This is a genomic window from Bacillus xiapuensis, from assembly GCF_002797355.1.
GTDB classification, from domain to species: domain Bacteria; phylum Bacillota; class Bacilli; order Bacillales; family Domibacillaceae; genus Bacillus_CE; species Bacillus_CE xiapuensis.
The window spans coordinates 2,272,692-2,292,187 of the sequence record NZ_KZ454939.1 but is presented as its reverse complement, the minus strand read 5'-3'; the positions used below and the strand labels follow the sequence as shown (position 1 = coordinate 2,292,187).

Here is a 19,496-nt window from a genome sequence, read left to right as displayed (position 1 = left end):
AGGGAAGGCAATGAATGCATCCATGCTTGGGGTTATTGATGCGACCACGCATCCTGAATCCATGAAAGATTTGCTTCTGCATCGCAGTCTGGCGGCTGTACCTTTTGCGGGACGCTATCGCTTAATCGATTTCATTTTGTCAAATATGGTTAATTCGGGAATTCAAAGCGTTGCGATCTTTCCTAAATATCAATACCGTTCGTTAATGGATCACGTCAGTTCAGGAAAGAATTGGGAGTTGGATCGGAAGCGGGATGGACTGTTTTTCTTCCCTTCTCCCAATCTGGAAGGAGCGGAAGAAAAGATAGGTGCCTTCTGCCATTTTGCGGAGCATATGGACTATTTCAAGCGCAGTACGCAAGAGTATGCGTTAATAAGCAATTGTTACACGGTGTTTAATATGGACTTCTCTCCGATATTAAATCGGCTCAGGGAAGAAAGTTGCGATATTCTACAAATTTGCAATCAAGGGCGCCCGATCGACTTATATGTCGTACCGGTATCCTTGCTTATTCAGATGGTGAATACCCGAAAAGAGACAGGCTATACGTGCATGCGGGATATTGTCAGCGATCCGGGACACCAGTATAAAGTATGCCAATATGAGATCAACGGGTATTGCGAGCAAATTCTAACATCGAAGGATTTCTATAAGACAAGCATGGAACTGTTAGAGAAGGAGAACTGGTGCCAGCTTTTTAATAAGTTTCAGCCGATTTATACGAAAGTCAAAGACGAACCGCCGACGCAATACACGGATACTTCTTCGGTGAAAAATTCCATGATTGCCAACGGAGCGGTTATTGAAGGAGAGGTGGAGCAAAGCGTCATCTTTCGAGCGGTTCATATCGGAAAGCATTCAAAAGTGAAAAATTGCATCATTATGCAAAAAACAAACATCGGGGAGAACTGTGTGCTTGAGCATGTCATTGTGGACAAGGATGCGGTCATTGGGGATGGGCAGACTTTAATTGGAACAGCAAAGGAGCCGCTGATCATCCGCAAAGGCTCTGTACAAGGAGTGTTGATGAATTCGTGAAACTGTTATTTATAGTATCTGAATGCGTGCCGTTTGTGAAATCGGGAGGGCTGGCGGATGTCGCCGGTTCCTTGCCGAAAGAGCTGAAGCAGCTAGGGGCAGATATCCGAGTGATGCTTCCTAAATATGGAGCGATTCCGTTTGAATACCGGGCGCAAATGGAAAAGATAGCGGAATACAGCGTGCCAGTCGGCTGGAGAAATCAATATTGCGGCATTGAAAAGCTTGAGAAGGACGGCTTGATCTATTACTTTATCGACAACGAATATTATTTTAAGCGAGATGGGCTGTACGGCCATTATGATGACGGGGAAAGGTTTTCTTTTTACACGAGGGCGGCACTGGATAGCTTGCCGCATCTTGATTTTTTCCCTGACATCATTCATTGCCATGATTGGCACACAGGCATGATCCCGTTTATGCTGAGAGTGGAGCATCAAAATCGTCCCGGATACGAATTGATTCGCACGGTGTTCACCATTCATAATTTGTTATATCAGGGCATTTTTCCAAAGGCTGTCCTAACCGATTTATTAAATCTGCATGATCGCTATTTTAACAGCCGGCAGCTGGAGTTCTATGGAAGCATCAACTTTATGAAGGGCGGATTAATCTCCGCTGATCAGATAACGGCTGTCAGTCCTACCTATCGAAACGAAATTTTGACTCCGTATTACGGCGAACAGCTAGATGGTGTGCTGCGCGAGAGACAGGATGCGTTAGCCGGCATTTTAAACGGCATTGATCAGGCAACATACGATCCCTCATCCGATCCGTTAATCATTCCTTATGACGATGAAAATCTGAGCGGAAAAATAAAGAATAAACTTCGGCTGCAGGAGATGTTTGGGCTGGAAAAAAGAGCCGATGTACCGATGATGTCCATTGTTTCGCGATTGACAAAGCAAAAAGGGCTGGATTTAGTGAAACGAGTGTTTCATGAAATGATGGAAGAAGATATCCAGTTTATCATCCTTGGTACGGGGGAGAATGAATTTGAATGGTTTTTTAAGGAAATGGAGTGGAATTACCACCAAAAATTCCGCGCGTATATAGGTTTTGATGAGGCGCTGGCTCATCAAGTATATGCCGCGTCTGATCTGTTTTTAATGCCTTCAAAATTTGAGCCTTGCGGGCTTGGGCAAATGATTGCCATGAAATACGGAGCTTTGCCGATTGTTAGAGAAACAGGCGGACTGAATGATTCCGTTCGCTCATTTAATGAGCATACAGAGGAAGGGAACGGCTTTTCTTTCACCAACTTTAATGCGCATGATATGCTCTACACCTTTCGGCGAGCGGTGAAAACATATAAAGCAGCGGAGAATTGGCGGAGGATCACTGGCCAAGCGATGACTTGTGATTATAGCTGGACTCATTCAGCCAGTCACTATTATCACTTATATTCTGACTTAACGTCCAGGAGGGAAAGTCATGTTTTCTAATAAAGAAGCATTTAAAGAAGCTTTTTTAAAGCGGATTGAAAGAACCTACGGCAAGAGTTTTGACGATTCAACGGCGGCTGATCAATTTCAAACATTAGGAAACATGGTGCGTGAATATATAAGCTCTAACTGGATTCAAACGAATGAACAATATAATAAAACAAAACAAAAAAAAGTCTACTATTTGTCGATAGAGTTTCTGCTTGGCCGCCTTCTCGGACAAAATTTGCTCAATCTCGGCATTTATGAAGTGGTCGAGAAAGGTTTGAAGGATTTACATATTTCTTTACATGAGCTGGAAGAGATTGAATACGATGCCGCTTTAGGAAATGGCGGGCTCGGACGGCTGGCTGCTTGTTTTCTTGATTCGCTGGCTTCGCTTAATTTGCCGGGGCACGGCTGCGGTATCCGCTATAAACATGGGTTGTTTGAACAAAAAATTGTGGACGGGTATCAAATGGAGCTTCCTGAGCATTGGCTTCGCTACGGTCATGTTTGGGAGGTGAGAAAGCTGGATCTAGCTGTGGAAGTGCCTTTCTGGGGGAAGGTGGAGACGTATGAAGCGGGCGGAAAGCTCAAGTTCCGTCACGTCGATGCTGAATACGTCAGTGCGGTGCCGTATGACATGCCGGTGATTGGCTATGAAACGGGTACGGTGAATACGCTGCGCCTGTGGAGCGCTGAGCTGTCCCGGTATATGCCCAATCAAAATGTGCAGAAATATAAGAAAGAAACCGAGGCTATTTCTGAATTTTTATACCCGGATGATACACATGATGAAGGCAAGATTTTGCGTTTAAAGCAGCAGTATTTTTTAGTTTCAGCCAGCATCCGCTCCATCATCCAAAGTTATTTGGAGCAGCATAAAGATTTGCGAAAGCTGCATCAATATGTCTCCATTCATATTAATGATACGCACCCCGTGCTTGCCATTCCGGAATTAATGCGGGTGCTGCTCGATGAATATGGATTAAGCTGGGATGAGGCTTGGCAAGTGACGACAAACACGTTCTGTTATACGAATCATACGACGCTGTCAGAAGCGTTGGAGCGCTGGCCGATCCGTATTTTTCAGCCGCTGCTTCCAAGAATCTTTATGATCGTCCAAGAAATTAATGAACGTTTTTGCAAAAGTCTTTGGGATGCTTATCCAGGGGACTGGCGGCGAATTGAGCGAATGGCGATTGTCGCCCACGGCCAGGTGAAGATGGCTCACTTAGCTATTGCTGGCAGCCACAGCATCAATGGCGTAGCCAAAATTCATACAGAGATATTAAAAAACCGGGAAATGAATTTGTTTTATCAATTTCAGCCGGAGAAGTTTAACAATAAAACGAACGGAATTACCCATCGCCGCTGGCTGATCAAAGCGAATCCGGAGCTGTCCAAGCTGCTGACAGACACGATTGGAAGCGGCTGGATGAAAGAACCGGAAAAGCTGACGCTGCTTCAGCCCTACGGTCAAGATCCCGCTTTTCTGGAAAGCTTAGCAGACGTCAAGCTGAGAAGAAAAGAAATTTTGGCCAAGCGCATATCTGAGCAGAACGGCATCACTGTCGATCCGCATTCCCTATTCGATATTCAGGTGAAGCGGCTGCATGCCTACAAACGGCAGCTGCTGAATGTATTGCATATTCTCTATCTTTATAATCGGATGAAAGAGGATGACTCCTTTGATATGTATCCGCGCACATTTATTTTTGGAGCGAAGGCTTCACCGGGTTATTATTATGCTAAAAAGATCATCAAGCTGATTCATTCAGTGGCGGACATGGTTAATCATGACCCGGTTGTGAAAGATCGCCTTAAAGTGGTGTTTTTAGAGAATTACCGGGTCTCCTTAGCGGAAGATATTATACCGGCTGCTGATATCAGTGAGCAAATTTCGACTGCCAGCAAGGAAGCGTCAGGTACAGGAAACATGAAATTTATGATGAATGGTGCGCTGACGATGGGGACGCTGGACGGCGCAAACATTGAGATTTTGGAGCAAGCAGGCAAGGAAAATATCTTTATATTCGGATTAACAGCGGAAGAGGTTATGAAATTGGAACGTGAAGGCGGCTACCGTTCAATGGATTATTACCATCATGATCAGTATATCCGCCAAATATTGGATCAGCTTGTCAACGGTTTTTTTGATGCGGAGGATCATTTTCAGATCATCTATGATTCACTATTAATGGAAAACGACCAATATTTCGTATTGAAGGATTTTTCGAGTTACCGTAAAGCACAGCAAACGGCGGGTCAATTATATGAAAAGGACCGGAAACGCTGGCTGAGCATGATGGTGCATAATATCAGTCATTCCGGTTATTTCTCCAGTGACCGGACAATTAGGGAGTACGCGGAAGATATTTGGGATATTCATCCGCGCGGCAGCCGGCTTGTGATGAAATAAGAACAAGCCTGTTGCCAAATGCTGACTGGGTGTTCTATTCAAAAGTTCTCGCCTGTTTTTTAAAAAAATGGTTCTGTTAATATTTAATGTTGATAATTTGAGTAAAAATAAAGGGGCTGTCCCATAAGCCCCTAAAATAAGAACGCGGAGAGAAAAACAACTCGTTTTTCTCTCCGCGTTCTTTCATTGTAAGCGGGTTTCCTGAAAATGTTTGGGCTAGGCCCGCCATTTTCAGGAAGTTGTGGGCTAACGCCACAATCCCAAATTCCGTGTGCACCTTGTCGATCCCCCGCAAGGAAAATCTGCGGAACGACCGATTGCCCTTGATATGACCGAACGCACTTTCGACCTCGACTTTCCGCCGGGCATAAATCGGTGTGTTCTCGTCAGACCAAAGGCTGTTCTTGGCTTTTGCTTTCATTTCTTCGTACACGGGGTTGTAATGAATCTGCCGGTTCCCTTTCGATTTTGTGCATAGGGCTTTCAGCGGGCAGTCTGTACAATCCTCACATTCATAAATTTTAAAATCTCTCTTCATCCCGTAAGAATCCGTACGGGTGGAATACCGTTTGAAGCGAATGCGGCGGTCATTCGGACAGATATATACGTCATCTTCTTCTATATAGGTCCAGTTCCTTGGCTGGAAACGATCTTTTTTATACCTGCGTTTTTGTTCTTTCAGATAGGTATTATAAGGAATCAAATAGTCCATTTTTTCTTCCGTCGCATATACATAGTTGCTTTCGCTTCCATAGCCGGCATCGGCGATCACTTTTTTCGGAAACGGCAGGCGAGAGCCTTTCAGTTTCTCCATGTGCGGAATGAAACAGCGAGTATCCGTTGGGCGCTGGTGAATGGTATAGAACAAAACAAATTGGTTTTCCGTTGCCATCTGCACATTGTAGCCAGGCTTTAGCTGTCCGTTTTTCATGTGAACTTCTTTCATTCTCATAAACGTGGCATCTGTATCGGTTTTGGAAAAGCTGTTTCGGTCGCCGTATGTCTCCATTTGTTGTTTATATTTCACCAGGCGCGGAATAAAATCCCTGCTTACGGATTTTGCCAGCTTTTGAACAAAGGATCGCTTTTGGCGCTTAGCCTTGCGTTCTTTCCTATCTTCTTGCGCCACGTCTTTCTCTATCTGTTCCATTTTCTTTTCCAGAGCCGTTTCCACTTGCGCCAATTGTTCAGGGCTGACTTTTTTCGCCTCCAGGCATTCCTCGATCATAGAAGCTTCATCTGCCTCCACGATCCCTTGAATGTGGTGCAGGGTCTCCTTGATCTTCTCTCTTAATTTCGCTTCAAATCTCATCGTCGCTTTTTTCCAGGAAAAGGAGTATTTATTGGCATTTGCCTCGATCTTTGTGCCGTCCAGAAAATAGTTCTCCATGGAAATATATTGGTTTTTAATCAAGAAGAGAATCATTTCCTCGAACAGCGTGTCGATCATGGATTTCATCTGCCCGCTGCGGAAACGGTTAATCGTACGGAAATCTGGTTTTTGCATGGCAGAGAGCCAAATCATCGGCAGGTTTTCGTCTAGCATCTTCGCGATTCCTCGGCAGGAATAGACCTTTTGCGAGTACGCATAAAGAAGAATTTTGACCATCATTTTGGGGTGATAGGCACTTCGGCCGCCGCCTTTATAAGGCTTGATGAACAGCTCATCGGGCATGTTTTCAATCATCTCATGGATAAAACGGGAGACATGGTGTGCAGGAATCCAGTCACTGAGATCCATCGGAAGCATCAGCTGGTCTGTTTGATAGGAAACAAAGACAGGTTTGGAACGGAAGTTCTTTTTTTGCGTGGACACCTCTGCCGTTTCTAGTGGTAAAGACAACTGGTCCGTGTTATAATTTGTGGGAGTAGTCTTTTGGCTGCTCATAAAAAAATCGCGCCTTTTGTATGTGTTGGTTTGGTTACTTACATTTTACAAGAAAGAGCGATTTTTTTGTGCTTAAAAATAGAAAAAAAACAGGGGCCGTCCTCAAAAGTCGGTTTCACCGACTTTTGGGACAGCCCCTTAATCTTGTGCAAGTAACGCACTTAATTATGGAGGGTTACAAAAACTTTCGACATACTTTCTTCTAAGTAATAATCTGCTTTATATTTTAATCTTTTAAAATGGAATATTTTGAAAAAGCGAAATGGTAACAATCAATGTTGATAAGCAACCAGCAAACATTAAAGTGATTATTTTCCATCTGTTCGTCTCTTCTGAAGATTTCCGTAGTTCACTGGACACTGCAATCCAAATAATAATAGAAGCTATTGCAATAATACCTGTAGACACATTTGCTCCCCTCTCGATTTACATTTTATGTAAATTTTAACATATTTCATTCGATTATCGCACCAGTTATATTAATCTTTATACCCTTAGATACGATTTAGAAAAATTAAAGTTTCACTGTTGCTCTTTTAGTTGATTAAAGACTACAAGTTAAATTTTGATACTCGTAAACTATGATATGTGTCCGTCATTTCAAACACAATTGATGTTAAAAGAAATTCTTTAATATGCTGATTAGTGCTTCCGTTACTGCGACTATATACAAATAAGAACCAAGCAAGGGAATTATCAAGATATTTGGTAGCCACACCTTTAAAGCGGTCTATCCACTGTTTTAAACGGGAATGAAGACCGTTATCATTTTGGATGTGGTACAAACCCATAATAACGTGTTTGCCATCGTCTGATTTAATACGGTAATGCGCTAACCCTTTTTCTTTTGCATAGGTTTTATAGGCTCTCCACGCATCGGTTAAAATTACGTTTTCATTAGATAGCTTAGTACCAATAAAAGTATCAACTTTCGTTTTCACAATACGCCCCATACAAGCAACTTTTGAGATAGTCGCTTTCGTTCGGTCTCTGGCTACGAGAATACAAACCTGTTCGTGGCTTATGCCTCTGTGTTTGGACTTTCCGCCACGTTTACGAGGTTTTCGGTCAGAAATACCACGTTGTCCTTTTTGAGAGTATAGGAAATATGTCTCGTCAATTTCAATGATACCATCAAAATGTTCAACATTCATTTGCTTTAATGCGTTTAACAGTTTGTGTCTCCATAAAAAGCGTAACCCAAGTAACTCCTACGATGTCTGCCGATTTCCGCAGGGAATATCCTTTAAACATACAATCAACAAAGGTAATCCATTCGTTGCCTTTCCGAGTACGGTACAAAACGGTATTGGTTGTATCAGTGAACGTTTTTTCACAACACTTACAGCGATACCGTTGGCGACCGTTATATTTTCCGAAATGAACAACGTGTTCTGATGTACAATGAGGCCACTCAACTCCTTCTTTAAAGCGAGTTTCCCTCATTTCATTGATTAAACGACCACCCGCAGAGGAAGAAGGTTCAACATAGCGTTTAACCCATTGATACACTTGTTCTTTATTGGTGTGTGATAGTTTGTCGATGCACTTTAACAAGTTGCTAAACGCTTTGCTCACCTTGATAGCCTTCTTACCGAATATTTGTACCTATCTTGATTATATCAAGAATTCGTTAAGGTATCCAATATCAACATTTACCTTTAACAGAGCCTAAAAAATCAGGCAGAAGAGGGCAGGGCGGCTTCCTTTATCCTCTTAAAAAGCGTGCAGACAAAGTTATTCTCCACTTTATCGGCACGCTGAGCCCCTCCTTTTCCGTTGCTTTGAAGAGCTTGTTCAGGCTTCCTTCTTGCCGGCAAAAGCAAGAAGGAGGCTTTGTTCACTTGTTTAGATAACTGTCCTTCTTTTTATAAGGAATATCGCCTAGAGGGGATTCTGTCTGCTTCTCATCTAATTGATCCCTATATTCCTGCTCCTCATTTGAGCGGATAAATCCCGGCTCCTTTCCAGTTATATCTGTGGCGGTAAAGCTTTCATAGGTCTCGGTTGCTTCCTTTTGATCTTCGTAAAGCTCGTTGTAGTCCGGGTGATCTCCGGTAAAGTCGGAGGGGCTTTCCGAGGTTCCATATTGAGCTGCCGTTTGAAAGCTGTCCTTGTTGTCATCTATCTCATCGTCTTCATGAAGAAAGCGTTCGCCTTTGGCGGGCTGGAGGATTTCCTCTTCTATTGGACGGTCTCGGCTGATAATCTGCTCGGGTGAATGCTCTACACAGTAGATCGCGGCGGGCATAGCTTTCAGACGATCATAGGCGATTTCTTTTTCGCATATCTGGCACTTGCCGTAAGTTCCTTTTTCAATGGCTTGTAACGCCTGCTGAACTTTAGCCAATTCGCGTTCTTCATGATCCTGCAGCGCGATATCTTTGCTGCGTTCAAACAATTCGGTGCCCAGGTCAGCCGGGTGATTGTCATACGCAGAGAGCTCGCCTGAGGCATCCTGCATGCTTTCGATATCTGTGGAGCTGATTAGCTGTTCCTTTTGGCTAAGCAATTCTTCTTTCAATTGCTGCACTTGTTGATTGGTCAACATTTGATTCACATCCTTTTTATATAGTACTGTTATCCGCCGCGTACCTGTTTGAAACATAAAAAAACCTGTCCGCACTGGGACAGGTCAGAGGAGATAGCTAATACATAATCCGATGGAAAGCAAAAATCCGAAGATTGTATTCGTTTGGGCAGTTGCTTTCATAGCCGGCATCATCTGCAGCGGCATGGTCTTTCCAACAAATCCTTTTGTAGCTTTCACTGCTTTAGGAATGCTCAAGAAGGTTAAAAGCAGCCAAGGAGAGCCGATTTCGAAAAGGACAAGCGCAGCCACCCAGGCAAAGGACAGGATAAACATGGCCGCCAACAGTTGAATGGCACGCTTGCGTCCGATTAAAATTGCCAGCGTTTTGCGGCCATTCGCTTTATCGCCATCCAGATCGCGAATATTATTGGCGAGTAAGATCGAGCCGACTAAGATAGAAATCGGCACCGAAATGAGAATGCTTTCTGATGAAATAAACCCAGCCTGAATATAAAAGGATAACAAAATTATGACAAATCCCATAAAGAAACCGGCCGTCACTTCACCAAACGGTGTGTAGGCAATCGGCAGAGGTCCGCCTGTATATAAATATCCGGCGATCATACATACAATGCCAACCACGGCGATCCACCAAGTGGTATGGGCGCAAATATAAAGACCGAGAATAATCGCCAGCCCGAAAAATGAAAAGGCCATGATTAGCACGGTGCGCGGCTTCACCCCATTGCGTACGATCGCGCCGCCGATGCCGACCGAATGCTCCGTATCCAGGCCCCGAACATAATCGAAGTACTCGTTAAACATATTCGTTGCCGCTTGAATAAGCAGGCAAGCAGTGAGCATCGCCAGGAATAAATCCACCCGGAGTGAAGTATGCGCTACAGCTAATGCTGTTCCAAGAAAGACAGGAACAAACGCAGCTGTTAATGTATGAGGTCTTGTCAGTTGCCACCAAATCCGCCAGCCTTTGTCCGGCTTAATTAAAGGGGATGTTTTGACATTCATTTACGTTCTCTCCCTCAATGTAATAAAGAGCGAGCAGGTAGTAAAAAATGATTATACCGCTCATCTTTTTAAGTGTAGAAAAGGAAAGGAAAAGTGTCAATTATTTTTCACAATTTTAGCCGGGAGAAGATCATTAAATATGGAAAGAAAGTCCTTTTATCCCGAATATAAAGGCCGTAAGATTTCCCGTTTAAGAAAGAAACAGGAAAGCAATGGCAAAGCGAGGGGCATGGCATCTGCATATCCGAGTAGGTCGGGACTGCCATATGCAGGTGACAAAAGCACTGCAGCAGGGTGCTGCCATGTTAGCCGATGGGCACTTCGATGAACAAACAACCGCCTGTTTCGTGGAGAAGGCAATATAGCGGCCCTTATAATAAGGTCAACAGGAAGTAAAAGAAATGGAATCGTTGACATCGGGAGTTCAAGAGGTGTATCTTTAAATAAGTTTGACAACTATTTATTATTCACTGCTGTAAGTGCAATGGAGGAGATTTCATTGTCTACCATAAAAAGCCATCCGATAAAGGAAGTATTTATACACGCACTGAATCGCAAATCAAATGATACACAGTCCATGCTCTTCAGCTATGTGGAGAAGGTGGAACGGGTGAATCCATTCACTTTTTATCAGAATGGAAAAGCTGTGTATGCAGGAGAACGATTTTTCTGGAAAGATCGCGATGGAGAGATGACAATTGTCGGGTTAGGAAATATCCACATCATTCGAAGCGAACAGAAAAACCGGCTGCGCTATGAAGAAGTGGAGCAAAAGTGGGAAGCTTTGGTTGATCATTCGTCCATTCATAATCCCTTTGATGGCTATGGGACAGGTCCTTTGCTGTTTGGAGGCTTTTCATTTGATCCTCAGCAGCAGCAGGAAAGGGAATGGTCCAATTATTCACCGGCTTTCTTTTATGTGCCGGAATTTATGCTGACGGTGATGGATGGGGAAAGCTACTTAACAACGAATTTAATGTGTACTCCTTACGATACCGATGATTTAATTGACCATATAGAAAGAAAGAAAATCCGCTTGTTTCATGAGACGGATGCATCCTCTGCAAACGCCGGAGACCGCTTCTCCGGCATGGTCGAGCAGGATACAAACGCATGGAAGCAGGCGGTCGATCAGGTAGTAAAAAGCATTAAGCAAGATTCGAAATTAAAGAAAGTCGTGCTGGCTAGAAAGATTACGGCTGATTTTGACGGGGATCTTTCCTCCGATCATGTGCTGGAACGATTGCTGAGCCAGCAGCCGGAAAGCTTTATCTTTTCATTGGAAAATATGGAGAGCTGCTTCTTGGGGGCTTCGCCAGAGCGGCTAGTTCGCAAACGGAATCAGGTTGTGCTGTCTACTTGCTTGGCCGGATCCAGTAAGCGAGGCCAAACGAAGGCAGAAGATGAGAATCTTGGTGAAAAATTGCTGAATGACAGGAAGAACCGTGTCGAGCATGATTATGTTGTACAGATGATTCGAAGAGAGATGTCCGCATTATGCGAGGATGTAGACGTTCCGTCGACCCCAACATTAATGAAAGTTCGTGATATTCAGCATTTGTACACACCTGTTATCGGTTATACAAATGAAGATTCTATTTTGCCGTTTGTGGAAAAGTTGCATCCAACTCCGGCGCTCGGCGGTTTGCCGAATGATAAAGCCTTGCGCGAAATTCGGCGGTTGGAAATGATGGACCGCGGATTTTATGGTGCGCCTGTGGGCTGGATGGATTATCGAAAGAACGGTGAATTTGCTGTGGCTATTCGTTCGGGCTTGCTGCATAAGCAGCGGGCAGTACTGTATGCTGGCTGCGGCGTTGTGGAAAATTCCGATCCGGAGAGCGAATTTATAGAAACAGGCATCAAGTTCCGACCGATGCTGCGTGCGATAGGAGGATCGGCTGATGAGTAACAGCCAAACAAATTTAACATTATATAACGCCCAGTTTGTTGATGGGCTGGCTAAAGCAGGAGTAGAAAGCGCCGTGGTTAGTCCGGGCTCGCGTTCTACTCCTATGGCACTTTTAATGGCTGAACACCCGGATATAAAAGTATATATTCAGGTTGATGAACGTTCTGCTGCTTTCTTCGCTCTCGGGCTCGCTAAAGCTACGGGAAAGCCGACAGCTCTGCTCTGCACATCGGGCACCGCAGCGGCGAACTATTTTCCCGCCATAACGGAAGCCAAAAACGCCCGTGTCCCGCTCGTTGTGCTGACTTCCGACCGGCCTCATGAATTGAGGGACGTCGGTGCTCCGCAGTCGATTGATCAAAATCAGCTTTATGGCACCCATGTCAAATGGTTTGCTGAAATGGCTTTGCCGGATGCGGCGCAAGAAATGCTTCGCTATGTACGGTCTGCCGCGGCTAAGGCGGTTCATATTTCGTCTCAGTCACCAGCAGGCCCCGTACATTTGAACTTTCCTTATCGGGAGCCGTTAATTCCTGAATACGATGGGATCTTTTCCGGCGAAGCATTCTCAGATTCTGCAGCTATCCATTTAACTCAGGGCAAGCGAATCGTCAATGAGGAAAGCATGGAAGATCTTGCCCGCTTTTTGGGCGAAAAAGAAAAAGGATTAATCGTTTGCGGCGATCTCTCTGCCGAAGGATTTCCTGACGCAGTGCTCCGTCTGGCAGAGACGCTCGGCTATCCTATTATGGCCGATCCGCTCTCCGGGCTGAGAAGCCTTCCCACCTGTGCCCATATGATCGTGGATAGTTATGATGCGATATTGAGAAGTGATAAGATCAAGAAGGAGGCTGCTTTTGATGTCGTTCTTCGATTTGGCGCCATGCCGGTTTCCAAGGCGCTGACTCAATATTTGAAAACGCATCATCTCAAGGATCATCTCGTCATTGACGGCGGCGGCGGCTGGCGTGACCCGATCGGTGCGGTCTCTCATATGATCAACTGTGAGGAGAGCGAATTTTGTCGGATGCTGACGAAACATCTTGGCGCAAAAAAAGAAAAAAGTGATTGGCTGATCCAGTGGCTAAATGTGAATAAAGCGGCCAAAACGAAAATGAAAGAAGTTCAAAACCATGAGGAAATGGATGAGGGCAGACTGTTTTATGAAGTGCTGCAGCAGCTGCCGGATTCATCGTCGCTATTTGTCGGCAACAGCATGCCGATCCGTGATTTGGATTCTTTCCTCTTTGCCGGTGAACGCAAGGTCCGCCTGTACGCCAATCGGGGAGCAAATGGAATTGACGGTCTCGTTTCTACGGCGTTAGGCGCGGCCGCAGCAGATCAGCCGTTATATTTAATTCTGGGCGATTTATCCTTCTTTCATGATGTAAACGGCTTGTTGGCGGCCAAGCTAAACGGGATAAAAATGACCATTATCATCCTTAATAATAATGGCGGCGGCATATTTTCCTACTTGCCGCAAGCAAATCAGCCCAAGCATTTTGAACGGCTTTTTGGTACGCCGCCCGATCTGGATTTCTCTTATGCTGCTCAACTGTATGGCGCAGAGTACCGAAAAATTACGGATGTGGAGTCATTGGCAGAAGCAATGACAGCGGCAGAAAGCGCGGAGGGGCTTTTTATTATAGAAGCGGTGACCGATCGAGAAAAAAATGTTATAGCCCATCGGGAATTGTGGAAAAATGTTTCCTGGGAAATAGAAACCATAACGGCTGGTGAAGAATTTTGGAAATAAAGATTCACAATAGCCGTTATTATTGCCGTGTGGATGGCAGCGGGGATCCCATTTTGCTGCTGCACGGTTTTACAGGGGACCATACAACGTGGACGGAAACCGTTAAGCAGCTTCAATCGGACTTTTGCTGCGTTACGGTGGACATTCTCGGACATGGAAAAAGCAGCTGTCCCGCCGATTCAGCCAGGTATAATATCGAACAAGTCGCTTTGGATTTGAAAGAATTAATGAGTCAATTAGGGTATCCCCGCTTCCACCTGCTGGGCTATTCGATGGGCGGACGTCTCGCGCTGACCATGGCTGTACGCTTTCCGGAAGCTGTCAAAAGCCTTATGCTTGAGAGTTCATCCCCCGGATTAAAAACGGAAGAAGAACGGGCCGCACGCCGGGAAGCTGATATTAGGTTGGCTGATGCAATAGAGAAAGAAGGAATTGAAGCATTTGTGAATCACTGGGAGAGCATTCCTTTATTTGCTTCCCAAAAAAAGCTTCCACTGGAATATCAGCAAGCGGTGCGCCGTCAGCGTTTGCAAAATCGAACAGCAGGTCTTGCCGGATCCTTAAAGGGGATGGGAACGGGGGCTCAGCCGTCTTGGTGGGAGGAGATGTCCACGCTGAAGATGCCGGTGCTGCTTGTTACAGGCACGCTGGATCAAAAGTTTACAAACATCGCCCGTGAGATGTTTGAAAGACTCCCTTTTCCTGTTTGGAAGCAAGCCGTTGGAAAAGGTCATGCAATTCATGTGGAAGACAACGAAGAATTTGGTACAATAATAAGAGAGTTTTTGTTCTATACATAAAGGAGGCAATATAATGGCTTTTAATTGGGTAAGTGAACGCCAGTATGAAGATATTTTATATGAAACCTATAATGGAATTGCAAAGGTTACGATTAATCGTCCGGAAGTACGCAATGCCTTTCGCCCTAAAACAGTCATGGAATTAATCGATGCTTTTGCCTATGCGCGTGACGATGAAAAAATCGGCGTCATTATTTTAACAGGTGCAGGAGACTTAGCCTTCTGTTCAGGAGGAGACCAAAAAGTGCGCGGTCACGGCGGCTACGTTGGAGAAGATCAAATTCCAAGATTGAATGTGTTGGATCTTCAGCGTCTGATCCGTGTCATTCCTAAACCAGTTATCGCTATGGTAGCAGGCTATGCAATTGGCGGAGGTCATGTGCTTCACGTGGTCTGCGACTTAACGATCGCTGCTGATAACGCCATCTTTGGACAAACGGGACCGAAAGTAGGGAGCTTCGATGCCGGATATGGCTCCGGATATTTAGCTCGTATTGTCGGCCACAAGAAGGCGCGTGAAATCTGGTATCTATGCCGCCAGTACAATGCGCAGGAAGCATTGGAGATGGGATTAGTCAATACCGTTGTTCCGCTTGACAAATTAGAAGAAGAAACGGTGAAGTGGGCAGAAGAAATGCTTGCCAAGAGTCCAACTGCTTTGCGCTTTATTAAGGCTGCGATGAACGCTGATACTGATGGTCTAGCTGGTTTACAGCAGATAGCAGGTGACGCGACACTTCTTTATTACACAACAGACGAAGCTAAAGAGGGAAGAGACGCCTTTAAGGAAAAACGCGACCCAGACTTCGGCCAGTTCCCAAGATTCCCTTGATGTCAATTCCATAAAGGGATTTATGCAAGCAGCGCGATCTTTCGAAAGCTGAGAAAGAGGCTCTGCGGCTTAGCGGGCCAGGCGAGGTCCGAGGCTTGATGGAAAAGACCATCAAGCCTTTTTTCATTAGAATTCAGCAGGGAATACGGATAATACGGTCCCGGTTAATGGTATTTGAATGGGCAATATTTCGGCGGGAGTGACTCGCGGGCCCGCCTTGAGAGTTTGAATGAAAAAAGTGAAGGAAGGGGAGAAAGCTATGCCACAAATGATGCCAAATTGGCTGCGGCAGCGGGCTTATCTGACTCCCAAGCGCCCGGCTCTTTTTTTTGAAGAGAAGCGCTGGACGTTTGCGGAGCTATATGAAGAGGTGAAAAGATGGACGGCTGCTCTTGAACGGATCGGTGTTCAGCCGGGCGATTACATTGGTGTGCTTGTTAAGAATACGGAACAGGCTGTCTTTTTGATTCATGCTCTGCAGCAGCGGGGAGCGGTTGCTGTATTGCTGAACCACCGCTTAGCAGCGGAAGAGTTGTCATTTCAGCTGAAGGACTCCCGGGCGGCCTTTTTACTTTACGATTCTTCGTTTGAAACATTGGCGAAAAAAGCGGGAAAAGATTGCCTGATCAAACAAGAGCTATCCCGGCTTCCTTTGCAGGCAGCAGCAAACGGCCGCCAAGAGCTGGATTTGGAAGAGGTCTGCTCTGTCATGTATACGTCTGGAACGACCGGAAAACCTAAAGGTGTAATGCAGACATACGGCAACCATTGGTGGAGCGCTGCTGGATCGGCATTGAATTTAGGAATTCGCGAAACGGACTGCTGGATTTGTGCGGTGCCCCTTTTTCATATTAGCGGCTATTCCATCCTTATTCGCAGTGTGATATACGGCATGGCTGTGCGATTGTATTCACAGTTTAATGAAGCAAAGATCAACCGGGCGCTGCAGCGTGGAGAAGCAACGATCATGTCCGTGGTGACAGCCATGCTGACAAGAATGGTGGAGCAGCTCCAAGGAAGCTATCATCCGTCGTTCCGCTGCATGCTGTTAGGCGGTGGCCCGGCTCCAAAGCCGCTGTTAGAATCATGTGCCGCCAAGCAGATTCCCGTCTTTCAAACATACGGGATGACAGAAACCGCTTCGCAAATCGTGACGCTGCCGCCTGAGTATAGTCTGACGAAGCTTGGATCTGCCGGAAAGCCGCTGTTTCCGAGTCAAATAAAAATAGCGGATGGGCAAAATGAGGGAGAAATTCTGGTGAAAGGCCCGAATGTAACGGCCGGATATTTGCGGCGCGAGGAAGCGAACCGCCAGTCATTTACAGATGGCTGGTTTCATACAGGCGATTTGGGCCGCTTAGATGAAGATGGATTTCTCTATGTGCTTGACCGCCGCTCTGATTTAATTATTTCAGGGGGAGAAAATGTTTATCCGGCTGAAATTGAATCGGTACTGATGGAGCATCCAGCAATTGCGGAAGCTGGTGTGATCGGGGTGCCTGACGAAAAATGGGGACAAGTTCCGGCTGCTTTCTTGGTTGCCAAGAAAACGGTTGACACCGACAGCCTGCGCTCCTTTTGTCTAAGCCGCTTGGCTAAATACAAATGTCCTGCTCATTTTTTGCAAGTGAAGGCTTTGCCGAGAAATGCTTCCAAGAAGTTGCTGCGGCGTGAGTTGAAGGCGGCTTTTGAAAGAGAGGGAAGATGAATGAATGTGACGGGGCTGACGATGCATGTGATCGAAATGGAACTGAAATCGCCATTTGTTACTCACTTAGAGACAGTGAAGAGGCGCCGGGGGATTTTGATTGAAGTTGTGGATAAAGAAGGGTTAACCGGCTATGGGGAAGCGGTGGCTTTTACCACGCCTTGGTACACGGAAGAAACGGTTCAGACCAATTTCCACATCATCAAGGATGTGCTTTTTTCTTTAATCGCCGGCCGAGAGCTTTCCCACCCTTCAGAAGTGAATCAATGGTTTGAGGGGGTGCGGGGAAATCGGATGGCGAAAGCGGCTGTGGAAACAGCTGTTTGGGATCTTTACAGCAAGCGGCAGGAAAAGCCCCTTGCGGATGTGCTCTGCGGCGTGAGAACCGCCGTGCCTGCCGGAGCCGTGGCGGCAGGGGCTTCGATTGCTGAAACCGTCAGCAAAGTAGAGAGCCTGGCGGAACAAGGATATGAGCGGATAAAGGTCAAAATCAGTCCGGCAAATGACTTGGCGCTTCTTAAAGAAATTCGCTGCCATTTTCCAGATATCCCATTAATGGCCGACGCCAATTCAGCTTATACACTAAAGGAGGCTAGCCGTCTTAAGGCGCTGGACGAATTTCAATTGCTGATGATTGAGCAGCCGTTCGCTGCGGAGGATATCGTTGAGCATGCCAAGCTGCAAAGGATGATTCGCACGCCGGTTTGTCTGGATGAAAGCATCCGATCGGCCCGCGAGGCGAAACAGGCTTTAGAGCTGGGAAGCTGCGGCGTCATCAATATCAAAATTGGCCGTGTGGGCGGACTGCAGGAGGCAAAACAAATCCATGATCTCTGTCAGGAGAGGGGGGTTCCCGTCTGGGCGGGCGGCATGATCGAGTTTGGTGTATCCCGGGCGCATAATGTGGCGCTCGCTACTTTAGCTGGATTTTCCATACCGGGAGACCTTTCTCCATCCAGTCATTATTGGGAAGAGGATGTGATTGCACCTGAAATCACTGTGGAGAAGGGAAGAATTGCTGTATCCTCCCAAGCAGGCATCGGATACAATCTCAATAAACGCCGGCTGCAGCAGGTGACCATACACAAAGAAGAACTGACGCTGAAATAGTCAGTTCTTCTTTGTGCTGCGATCCTTCCAAGTTTTTGGCACCTCATCAAAGCCGCCAGGATGAAAAGGATGGCATTTCAATATTCGTTTGAGCGTTAAATACCCGCCCTTAATAGCCCCGAATCGCTGAATAGCTTCTAGACCGTAGTGAGAGCATGTCGGATAAAAGCGGCAGGTCGGCGGCTTTAGAGGCGAAATAAATAGTTGATAAAAACGGATTATAAGCAAAAATACTTTTTTGAACATAGCGGGACCGCCTTTTACTGTTTGTGCTCCTCTGGCTTGTCTGTTGTGAGATGCGGATTATTTTCAATCGGATCAATTGTGTGCTTATATTGGTAGCCTTTGCTGATAGATAAGATCGTGAAAACGAGTACGCCGATCACTATGGCGATAGAGATAATTAAAACGGTTGTCAATGCAATCCCCCCTCTGCTTATTGTATCATGTTTCCCTATAAAAGGGGGCCTGCTGAAAATGCCCTGATTTTGCTTAATGTTGAAAAAAATGTTTTAATGGAAAGGAAGTGTGGTATGAATAATAAAGAATGAATTAAAGGAGGAAGCGTTTATGTCTGATAAATTAATTCAAAGCGTCAATAAGCAAATTGCTAACTGGACGGTATTGTATACGAAGTTACATAATTATCATTGGTATGTGAAAGGCCCGCAATTCTTTACGCTCCATGCTAAATTTGAAGAGTTATACACAGAAGCGTCCGTTCATATCGATGAGCTGGCGGAGCGCCTGCTTGCACTTGGCGGACAGCCTGTGGCGACGCTGAAGGAGTCTTTAGAGCTGGCAACAGTAAAGGAAGCGGAAGGCAAAGAAACAGCGGAGCAGATGGTGCAGTCGCTTGTGGATGATTTTACAACAGTGGTTTCCGAGTTGAAGGAAGCGATGGATTTAGCGGCGGAAGTCAATGACGAAACAACAGGAGATATGCTGCTTTCCATTCATCAAGGATTAGAAAAGCATGCTTGGATGCTGAAGTCTTTCTTAGGAAAATAATTGCAGAAAAAGAAGGCGGCTCGCCTTCTTTT

The 19,496-nt window shown here is 45.6% G+C and carries 16 protein-coding genes and 1 pseudogene; 10 read left to right on the top strand and 7 right to left on the bottom strand.

The features are described 5' to 3' along the window. Window positions 1–10: 10 nt before the first annotated feature. The 3 genes from CEF20_RS11400 to CEF20_RS11390 are packed head-to-tail and all read left to right on the top strand — an operon-like array spanning window position 11 to window position 4,888. Complete coding sequence (locus CEF20_RS11400; protein WP_100331924.1) at window positions 11–1,039, top strand: GlgC family sugar phosphate nucleotidyltransferase; 1,029 nt, start codon at window positions 11–13, stop codon at window positions 1,037–1,039. Next, on the top strand, window positions 1,036–2,484 hold the full coding sequence (gene glgA / locus CEF20_RS11395; RefSeq protein ID WP_100331923.1) for a glycogen synthase GlgA: 1,449 nt from the start codon (window positions 1,036–1,038) through the stop codon (window positions 2,482–2,484). Before CEF20_RS11400 ends, glgA begins: the two co-directional genes overlap by 4 nt. After that, the gene (locus CEF20_RS11390) at window positions 2,474–4,888 is read left to right on the top strand and encodes a glycogen/starch/alpha-glucan phosphorylase (protein WP_100331922.1); all 2,415 of its coding nucleotides are present in this window, start codon (window positions 2,474–2,476) and stop codon (window positions 4,886–4,888) included. Before glgA ends, CEF20_RS11390 begins: the two co-directional genes overlap by 11 nt. Window positions 4,889–4,964: 76 nt before the next feature. On the opposite strand, the gene CEF20_RS11385 is transcribed toward CEF20_RS11390, so the two are convergent. The 5 genes and pseudogenes from CEF20_RS11385 to CEF20_RS11370 all read right to left on the bottom strand — a co-directional run bounded on the left by CEF20_RS11385 (window position 4,965) and on the right by CEF20_RS11370 (window position 10,335). Further along, window positions 4,965–6,776 carry an IS1182 family transposase gene (locus tag CEF20_RS11385; protein WP_232713445.1) on the bottom strand — a complete coding sequence of 604 codons (1,812 nt, stop codon included), beginning with the start codon at window positions 6,774–6,776 and terminating at the stop codon, window positions 4,965–4,967. A gap of 234 nt (window positions 6,777–7,010) precedes the next feature. Next, window positions 7,011–7,184: a hypothetical protein gene (locus tag CEF20_RS16845; RefSeq protein WP_198508490.1), complete on the bottom strand. Its 174-nt coding sequence runs from the start codon at window positions 7,182–7,184 to the stop codon at window positions 7,011–7,013. Window positions 7,185–7,327: 143 nt separating this feature from the next. Further along, window positions 7,328–8,354, bottom strand: a pseudogene (locus CEF20_RS11380) (IS1595 family transposase). Between the two features lie 262 nt (window positions 8,355–8,616). After that, entirely contained in the window at window positions 8,617–9,327 is a 711-nt protein-coding gene (locus CEF20_RS11375; RefSeq protein ID WP_100331921.1) for a TraR/DksA C4-type zinc finger protein, read from the bottom strand. Between the two features lie 84 nt (window positions 9,328–9,411). Beyond that, complete coding sequence (locus CEF20_RS11370; RefSeq protein WP_100331920.1) at window positions 9,412–10,335, bottom strand: 1,4-dihydroxy-2-naphthoate polyprenyltransferase; 924 nt, start codon at window positions 10,333–10,335, stop codon at window positions 9,412–9,414. 499 nt (window positions 10,336–10,834) lie between these two features. On the opposite strand from CEF20_RS11370, the gene CEF20_RS11365 reads away from it, so the two are divergent. From CEF20_RS11365 to menC, 6 genes are all read left to right on the top strand, one after another. Next, on the top strand, window positions 10,835–12,247 hold the full coding sequence (locus CEF20_RS11365; protein WP_232713444.1) for an isochorismate synthase: 1,413 nt from the start codon (window positions 10,835–10,837) through the stop codon (window positions 12,245–12,247). Then, window positions 12,240–14,003, top strand: a complete 1,764-nt coding sequence (gene menD / locus CEF20_RS11360) for a 2-succinyl-5-enolpyruvyl-6-hydroxy-3-cyclohexene-1-carboxylic-acid synthase (RefSeq protein WP_100331919.1) — start codon at window positions 12,240–12,242, stop codon at window positions 14,001–14,003. The genes CEF20_RS11365 and menD overlap by 8 nt, the downstream gene beginning before the upstream one ends. After that, on the top strand, window positions 13,994–14,803 hold the full coding sequence (gene menH / locus CEF20_RS11355; RefSeq protein WP_100331918.1) for a 2-succinyl-6-hydroxy-2,4-cyclohexadiene-1-carboxylate synthase: 810 nt from the start codon (window positions 13,994–13,996) through the stop codon (window positions 14,801–14,803). Before menD ends, menH begins: the two co-directional genes overlap by 10 nt. Before the next feature lie 13 nt (window positions 14,804–14,816). After that, window positions 14,817–15,635 carry a 1,4-dihydroxy-2-naphthoyl-CoA synthase gene (menB, locus tag CEF20_RS11350; RefSeq protein WP_100331917.1) on the top strand — a complete coding sequence of 273 codons (819 nt, stop codon included), beginning with the start codon at window positions 14,817–14,819 and terminating at the stop codon, window positions 15,633–15,635. 259 nt (window positions 15,636–15,894) lie between these two features. Beyond that, on the top strand, window positions 15,895–17,343 hold the full coding sequence (locus CEF20_RS11345) for an o-succinylbenzoate--CoA ligase (RefSeq protein ID WP_100332092.1): 1,449 nt from the start codon (window positions 15,895–15,897) through the stop codon (window positions 17,341–17,343). Next, window positions 17,344–18,453, top strand: a complete 1,110-nt coding sequence (gene menC / locus CEF20_RS11340) for an o-succinylbenzoate synthase (protein ID WP_100331916.1) — start codon at window positions 17,344–17,346, stop codon at window positions 18,451–18,453. It abuts the gene before it with no gap. On the opposite strand, the gene yidD is transcribed toward menC, so the two are convergent. Together yidD and ytzI are read right to left on the bottom strand one after the other, a co-directional pair. Further along, window positions 18,454–18,699, bottom strand: a complete 246-nt coding sequence (gene yidD / locus CEF20_RS11335) for a membrane protein insertion efficiency factor YidD (RefSeq protein ID WP_100331915.1) — start codon at window positions 18,697–18,699, stop codon at window positions 18,454–18,456. A gap of 14 nt (window positions 18,700–18,713) precedes the next feature. Further along, entirely contained in the window at window positions 18,714–18,872 is a 159-nt protein-coding gene (ytzI, locus tag CEF20_RS11330) for a YtzI protein (RefSeq protein ID WP_100331914.1), read from the bottom strand. A 151-nt stretch (window positions 18,873–19,023) separates the two neighbouring features. Between ytzI and CEF20_RS11325 the strand changes: the two genes are divergently transcribed. Beyond that, the gene (locus CEF20_RS11325; protein WP_100331913.1) at window positions 19,024–19,464 is read left to right on the top strand and encodes a Dps family protein; all 441 of its coding nucleotides are present in this window, start codon (window positions 19,024–19,026) and stop codon (window positions 19,462–19,464) included. Window positions 19,465–19,496: the final 32 nt, after the last annotated feature.

Bases quoted from the DNA above. Each gene is read 5' to 3' on its own strand.
- CEF20_RS11400 (WP_100331924.1), top strand. From the start codon at position 11: ATGAATGCATCCATGCTTGGGGTTATTGATGCGACCACGCATCCTGAA.
- CEF20_RS11390 (WP_100331922.1), top strand. From the start codon at position 2,474: ATGTTTTCTAATAAAGAAGCATTTAAAGAAGCTTTTTTAAAGCGGATT.
- CEF20_RS11385 (WP_232713445.1), bottom strand. From the start codon at position 6,776: ATGAGCAGCCAAAAGACTACTCCCACAAATTATAACACGGACCAGTTG.
- CEF20_RS11375 (WP_100331921.1), bottom strand. From the start codon at position 9,327: ATGTTGACCAATCAACAAGTGCAGCAATTGAAAGAAGAATTGCTTAGC.
- CEF20_RS11370 (WP_100331920.1), bottom strand. From the start codon at position 10,335: ATGAATGTCAAAACATCCCCTTTAATTAAGCCGGACAAAGGCTGGCGG.
- menD (WP_100331919.1), top strand. From the start codon at position 12,240: ATGAGTAACAGCCAAACAAATTTAACATTATATAACGCCCAGTTTGTT.
- menB (WP_100331917.1), top strand. From the start codon at position 14,817: ATGGCTTTTAATTGGGTAAGTGAACGCCAGTATGAAGATATTTTATAT.
- CEF20_RS11345 (WP_100332092.1), top strand. From the start codon at position 15,895: ATGCCACAAATGATGCCAAATTGGCTGCGGCAGCGGGCTTATCTGACT.
- menC (WP_100331916.1), top strand. From the start codon at position 17,344: ATGAATGTGACGGGGCTGACGATGCATGTGATCGAAATGGAACTGAAA.
- yidD (WP_100331915.1), bottom strand. From the start codon at position 18,699: ATGTTCAAAAAAGTATTTTTGCTTATAATCCGTTTTTATCAACTATTT.
- CEF20_RS11325 (WP_100331913.1), top strand. From the start codon at position 19,024: ATGTCTGATAAATTAATTCAAAGCGTCAATAAGCAAATTGCTAACTGG.